The sequence below is a fragment of the Pseudoalteromonas sp. TB64 genome, assembly GCF_000498095.1.
Taxonomy (GTDB): domain Bacteria; phylum Pseudomonadota; class Gammaproteobacteria; order Enterobacterales; family Alteromonadaceae; genus Pseudoalteromonas.
In genome coordinates this window covers 1-6,078 of sequence record NZ_AUTQ01000238.1, presented here as the reverse complement: position 1 = coordinate 6,078, position 6,078 = coordinate 1, and the positions used below count along the sequence as shown (strand labels likewise).

At 39.0% G+C, this 6,078-nt stretch carries 7 protein-coding genes; 4 read left to right on the top strand and 3 right to left on the bottom strand.

Features of this window, described 5'->3' with window-relative positions; genetic code table 11:
• Window positions 1-90 precede the first annotated feature (90 nt).
• Complete coding sequence (locus tag L647_RS0119920) at window positions 91-852, top strand: IS5 family transposase (RefSeq protein ID WP_024611512.1); 762 nt, start codon at window positions 91-93, stop codon at window positions 850-852.
• A gap of 31 nt (window positions 853-883) precedes the next feature.
• Here the strand turns inward: L647_RS0119920 and L647_RS0119915 are convergent, their stop codons facing one another.
• Entirely contained in the window at window positions 884-1,963 is a 1,080-nt protein-coding gene (locus L647_RS0119915; RefSeq protein WP_024612583.1) for an MBL fold metallo-hydrolase, read from the bottom strand.
• A 73-nt stretch (window positions 1,964-2,036) separates the two neighbouring features.
• Window positions 2,037-2,693 carry a DUF2959 domain-containing protein gene (locus tag L647_RS0119910; RefSeq protein WP_024612582.1) on the bottom strand — a complete coding sequence of 219 codons (657 nt, stop codon included), beginning with the start codon at window positions 2,691-2,693 and terminating at the stop codon, window positions 2,037-2,039.
• Between the two features lie 87 nt (window positions 2,694-2,780).
• Here L647_RS0119910 and L647_RS0119905 point away from each other — a divergent pair, with 87 nt between their 5' ends.
• The gene (locus L647_RS0119905; RefSeq protein WP_024612581.1) at window positions 2,781-3,686 is read left to right on the top strand and encodes a virulence factor BrkB family protein; all 906 of its coding nucleotides are present in this window, start codon (window positions 2,781-2,783) and stop codon (window positions 3,684-3,686) included.
• Window positions 3,687-4,124, top strand: coding sequence for a D-aminoacyl-tRNA deacylase (gene dtd / locus L647_RS0119900; protein ID WP_024612580.1), 438 nt, complete (start codon window positions 3,687-3,689; stop codon window positions 4,122-4,124).
• Here dtd and L647_RS0119895 read toward each other — a convergent pair.
• A complete protein-coding gene (locus L647_RS0119895; protein WP_024612579.1) occupies window positions 4,121-4,834 on the bottom strand; it encodes a methyltransferase in 714 nt (237 codons plus the stop codon). The two genes, dtd and L647_RS0119895, sit on opposite strands and share 4 nt — an antisense overlap.
• A 235-nt stretch (window positions 4,835-5,069) precedes the next feature.
• On the opposite strand from L647_RS0119895, the gene L647_RS0119890 reads away from it, so the two are divergent.
• Entirely contained in the window at window positions 5,070-5,963 is an 894-nt protein-coding gene (locus tag L647_RS0119890; protein WP_024612578.1) for a bifunctional GNAT family N-acetyltransferase/hotdog fold thioesterase, read from the top strand.
• The last annotated feature ends 115 nt before the right edge of the window (window positions 5,964-6,078 follow it).

Below are 6,078 nucleotides of genomic sequence, written 5' to 3'. Positions count from 1 at the left end.
TAGGGCGTGTTGATCTTTGCGGTATAAAAAACAAACAGCATGAGGATAAGGTATAATTGAATTCGCTAAAAAACGTTACACCGAACCCTCATGCCAAGATTAATGTTAACAGACGCGACATGGAATGTCTTATCAAAAGTAATGCACTTAAGTGGTCGAATTTATAATAAGCCTGAGCATAGAAAAACGCTCGAAGGCATACTCTATAAGATGCGTACCGGTATTCCTTGGCGAGATTTACCGTCTTATTTCGGCTCGTGGAGTGCTATCTATAGACGATTTAATTTATGGTCCAAAAAAGATATTTTGAATGAATTATTTCGTGTGTTATCCCACTATGCTGATATGGATTGGATCTTTATTGATGGCAGTATTGTCAGGGCTCACCAGCATAGTTGCGGTGCAAGAACCGCTGGCAATGAATCAATCGGTAAGAGTCGAGGTGGCAATTCGACTAAAATTCATCTTGCAGTAGATAGCGGAGGATTGCCTGTTTATTATGAATTATCCTGTGGAAATACGCATGATATCGTCCATGCAGAGTCACTTGTAGACAATTGCCCAACGAGTAATGTGGTTGTCGCAGATAAAGGCTACGATAGTGAAAAACTAAGAGAGTTTATTCGTGATAATAGCGCTACACCCGTTATTCCACGCAAGGATAACAGTTTAGTGGGTAATGAAGATATTGACTGGTGCATGTACAAATATAGGCACTTAGTTGAGAATGCCTTTGGTCGGATCAAACAATATAGAGGGATAGCTACAAGGTATGAAAAGCTTGAACGGAATTATCATTCCATGCTCGCTTTAGCATTTACTATGATGTGGCTACCAATGTGGGCTGATTAATATATATACTACAAAGATCAACAGCCCCTAGTTACAGTGAAATACTTTCGCCTTCGTTTAAAATATACAACGGTGTTTTAGCATCCATTTTTTTAACCATGTGTAATAAACGTAGCAAAGCAGAGTGGCTAGTATGGTCGCCCATTTTCCAACTTGAGTTACCATACCCCCACGGTATCATTACTTTGCAGTTAAGCTCTTGTGCTGCGTTTAGCGCGTCTTCTGGTGTGGTGTGGACGTAACGATAAAATTTACCACTGTCTTTACTGTAGTAAGATGCAATAGGCATTAAGCACACATCAATATCGCCATATTTTTGCTGTATATCTTTAAAGTGTTTTGAGTAGCCTGTATCGCCTGCAAAAAATAAGGTGCTACCGTTTTGTTCGAGCAGCCAGCCATTCCATGCGTCTTTATTGTTATCTTCGTAAATAAAGGGCACTAATACGCGAGCGCTAAAATGATGAGCTGGCACGGCATTAATAACTAAGTCGTCAATGTTGGTTGTTGAGTACCATGGCATTTCGGTAATATTAAAACCGCCGGTGGGGAAGTTGTCGGCCATACCGAGTGGTGTTAAATAGCGAGGTTTATTGCCAATACTTTGTATGTCGGCTTTATTAAAATGATCGTAATGAATATGCGAATACATTACCGCATCAATATTTTTGAGTTCTTGATCACTAGGCCAAGCGCCTGCTTTACGATAAATACCACCACCAAGTTTAAAGCCAAGCGCAACTGGAGAATCAAATTGATTTTTTACCGGATCAAACAGCACACTTTGAGCATTTGGGGCATTAATTATAAAACTAGCGTGGCCAAGCCAGCGAACAGTATAGCCAGTATTAAGCTGGGGCTTAGTTTGTTTACCCTGATACTGGCAGTTTTCACTGCCTGTTTTACATAATAGATCAGGATGGGCTGGGTAGCAGTTTTCAGTACAGGTAGTGGGATATGTTTTTTCACCTGTGTATAAATTTTTATAACGGCCGTTTTTATCGTTAATAATTATAACTGAGTCGGGGCTGGTAATACGGTTAATATTATTAGGTGCGGCGCAGGCAGTTAGTAAGCATAAAAGCGTTGTTACGATTAAAAAGCTTTTCATTGTTAATTCCTTTTAGCATGCCTTTAACATAAAAAAGCCTGCAGCTAAGCAGGCTTTTTAAAGTAAAAAATGATTAGCCAGCGCTATTCATTTGCTCAATAAATTTATTTGAATCGGCAATTGATTTATTCATGTCGTTCATTAATACTTGAATATCACGCTTAAGGTTAGTGAATTCACCTTTAATAGCTGATACCGCTTGCGCATTTAAGTTATGTTTTAAATATAAAACATTATCATGAAGCGATGTTAATACTGGTTCCATTTTGCTTTCTGCGCTGCGCATAGAGCGTAATAAAGTGCTAAATTGACGCTGTGTGTTAGCTAGCTTTTTACTGCTTTCGCGTTTAAGCGATGCGCTTTTGTATTGTTCAAGCTCGTCGCTCCACTCATCAAATAGCGCTTCAGCTACGTCTTCTACTTTATCGATGTTAGTCGACACTTCGTTTGCTGCTTTTAAGCTCGACTCGTAATCGTCATTTAATGCGTTGTACGCGTCTTGTAATTCACCGCCTTTAAAATCGATAAGGGTGGTTAGACGCTCAAGCGCTGATTGAAACTCTTCTTGAGATTCTTGTTGTGAGTCTTTGGTTTCTTCTACGCGGTCGATAAGAATATCGCGTTTGTGTACACCTACTTTTTCCATCGCAGAATAATAAGCCGATTGGCAACCTGATAAAGTAAGTGTTAGTACAAGCATTGAAACACTAAGTAATGTTTGTTTTTTCATTTGAATTCCTGTTTACGAGCGTTAGTGCTGTAAATTATGGCGCTGATTGTTATTATAATCAAAACTATATAAGCACAAGTCAATTGTATGAATGATAAGCTCTCACATTACAAACAGCAAGTTAAGTCCTTTATGCGTCAACAGCCTGGCTGGTGGATGCAGTACTTTAACCGTTGTATAGATGATCAAATAACGGTTAACGCTGGCTACTTAGCCTACGTTACTCTACTTTCTTTAGTGCCGCTTATTGCAGTGGGTGTTGCTATATTTTCGGCTTTTCCGGGCTTTGAATCTACGCGCATGGAAATTGAGAGCTTTTTGTTTACTAATTTTGTGCCCACCTCTACCGATGTTATTAGAGAGCACATTAGCTCATTTGCCGGTAACGCTAACCAAATGACGGCGGTAGGTATTGGCTTTTTAGCTGCAATTGCATTGCTGTTAATACGCAATGTAGATGCCACACTAAATCGAATTTGGCGCATAAAGAAAAAGCGCCCAATGATGATCTCATTTGCTGTTTACTGGATGGTTTTGAGCTTAGGACCTATGTTGCTCGGTGCTAGTATTGGTGTTACTTCTTATATTGTGTCTTTGGTATCGTTTGCTGATCAGGGCATTCCTGGGTTTAGTGGGTTTTTGTTAAAGCTATTACCTTATGGTATTTCAATGATTGGTTTTATTATGCTCTACACCTTAGTGCCTAATACAAGGGTGTCGTTTAAAGCTGCCGTACCGGGGGCATTATTTGCGGCACTTTTGTTTGAGTTAACTAAAAAAGGGTTTGCACTTTATATTAGCCACTTTCCTTCGTACGAAGTTATTTATGGCGCAGTAGCAACTATTCCTATTTTGTTTGTGTGGGTGTATTTGTCGTGGATTGTTGTTTTGCTTGGTGCTGAGTTTACAGCATGCATTAGCCCAAATGATATTCCCGAAACACCAGAGCTTGAACTTGAAGATGATGAGCCAACAGCAAAGGACAAAGTTTAAATGCAAGGTTTAATACAACGCGTAAAACATGCCAAAGTAGAAATTAATAACCAAGTAGTAGGCGAAATTGGCAATGGTATATTGTTGTTGCTAGGCGTTGAAAAACACGACGATAAGCAAACTGCAGATAAGCTTTTACATAAGGTGAGTAATTATCGTATTTTTACTGACGAAAACGACAAAATGAACCTAAGCCTTAAAGATATTAAAGGTGAGTTGTTAGTAGTTTCGCAATTTACTTTAGCGGCTGATACTAAAAAAGGAATGCGCCCTAGTTTTTCATCTGCAGCTACGCCAAGCCAAGCTAACGAGCTTTACGAGTACTTTGTTGCTCAAGCTAAAGAGTTGGGGATTACAATAGCCACAGGTGAGTTTGGTGCCGATATGCAAGTAAGCTTGTGTAATGATGGACCCGTTACGTTTAACTTATCTGTTTAAGCCTCTTTTTTAGTAACCACAACAATATGATTTACATAGCCCGTAATTTTTTGCGGGCTGACGTTACAACCAAATACATCGAGTAATAGCAGCTGAAGTTGCTTTAATTGCGACTCATGCTGCGATAAAAAGTTAATAAATAGCACGCCGTTGTTATTTAACGCTGAGTAGATTTTTTTATAAAATGCCTCTTCAAATAAAAATCGAGGCGCGTCTATTTGGCTAAACAAATCTAAAATAATCCAATCAATATTTTTCGCACTTTTTAAAATTTGCTGTGCATCGGCGCAAAGTAATTGCTCATTTTTATTTGACGAAAAAAACTGTGTATAACAATCAATAATATCAGCGTTTTTTTCAACGGATGTAATGTTTGCTTGCGGATATTTATGAGATAAGTAATTACGAATAGCACCACCTCCCAAACCTAGTTCAAGCACTTTATTTGGTGCAGTTAAGGTTTGCCACTGTAAAGCTAAGTGTTGTAAATGGGGTAAAAGTAAACTGCGCGGGTTTGTGGTATCAATAACTGACTGTAGCGTGTTGTTAATTAACAGCCATCGTAAATTACCATGCCCGCGCACTTGAATGTAGTCGCCATTATATTTATGCCAATAAAGTAGCAGCCCTTCGCTGTGGCTGTTTTCAATAAAGTGGCTGTTAATTAGACCTGTAGATAAATTGATATAGTCGTTCATGCTCTTTAGCATAAACGAGCTTTATTAAAGCGCAATGGTCAGTGTCATTAATTTTTTACGTATTGCATAGCCATCACCAAAGTCGTATTTGCAGTTTTTTTAAGATGGAGTATTGTATTTGCTATAAATAATACCAACCGACTTAATTTTATTGATTTTTTAGCGCGCTAAGTAACCAATGAAATTAGTATAGAGCCGTAGCCTTTTTTGACTTTTATTTACGGCTTATATAACAACAGGAGTATGTATGTTTCAGGTAAGCACCCCACAAAGTAGCGAAGATTGGCAAGCCTATTACCAGTTGCGCTGGCAAGTTTTACGCGCGCCTTGGGGCGAGCCTCGTGGCTCTGAACAAGACGATATGGAACAAGACTCTGAGCACCGCTTTATAAAAAATAAAGAAGGCGAAGTGCTAGGTGTAGCACGTTTGCACTTTAATAATCATGAGCAAGCACAAGTGCGTTACATGGCGGTTGCAGAGGGTAATCGTAATCAGCATATTGGTAGTCGTTTGCTACATGAGCTTGAAAAAATAGCATGGACACAAAGTGCTGATGAACTGGTTTTGTTTGCTCGCGAACGTGCCCTTGAGTTTTATAAACGCCACGGTTACGAATTAAAAGAAAAAGCGCATTTAGCGTATGGCGATGTACAGCATTTTAAAATGGTAAAGCAAAAGCCATGTGAGCCAGGTTGGTTCCGTCACCCCAATTGGACGCAAGTTCTACAAAATACGTGGCGTGAGTCTATTCCAATTAGTGACGCAATGGGTATTAAGGTAGAAAGCTATACCGATTGGCAATTTACAACCAGTGCAGACCTAGACGCTAACTTAAACTTACATAACACGATGTTTGCAGGTTCTATTTATAGCTTAGCAACACTTACCGGATGGGGCGCTACGTACTTAGCACTTAAAGAAGCTGGGCTTGAAGGTAATATTGTATTAGCCGACGCTAACATTAAGTATTTAAAACCCCTTACTACAGACCCACGAGGGTGTGTTGATATTCAAACATGTAAAGGTAAGCTGAGCGATTTAGAAACAGACGGAAAGGCTAGTTACCTTGTCCCAGTCACTATTTTTGATGGCGATGATATTGTTGCTGAATTTGAAGGGCAGTTTGTAGTAAAAAAATAACTATTTAATTGTTCTAAACAAAAAAGCCAAGCAATGCTTAATGCCGATCAGTTAAGAAATATTTAACGATCCATTGACCGATCTTCTGGTTAGTTTATAAAGGCTTCTGAATTTA